At 68.6% G+C, this 306-nt stretch carries 1 protein-coding gene; it reads right to left on the reverse strand.

All coding sequences use genetic code 11. The features are described 5' to 3' along the window. Nucleotides 1-306 (reverse strand): hypothetical protein (locus tag APY03_RS42720; RefSeq protein ID WP_198161304.1); only part of this gene is annotated, 306 nt, incomplete at both ends.

Genomic DNA, 306 nt, shown 5'->3' on the forward strand with positions numbered 1-306 from the left:
GCTGGTCGCGGCTGCCATCGTCCGCGTAGACGTTGGCGTAGTCCTGGCGGCCCCAGGCGTCGAAACGCGATGTCACCACGCTCCAGCCCTGCGAGCCATCCTGGTCGTGGTCGGTCCAATCGCGGCTCCCATCATCCTGAACGATGTTCACCCAGTCCTGGCGGCCCCAGGCATCGGTGCGGCTCTGTACGCTGCTGTCGCCGCGGGCGCCGGCCTGATCGAAGTCGGTCCACTCGTGGCCGCCATCGTCCAGGGTCACGTAGCGCCAGTCCTCGCGGCCCTGTGCGTCGGTGCGGTTCTGCCAGA

The organism is Variovorax sp. WDL1, assembly GCF_001541225.1.
Classification (GTDB): domain Bacteria; phylum Pseudomonadota; class Gammaproteobacteria; order Burkholderiales; family Burkholderiaceae_C; genus Variovorax.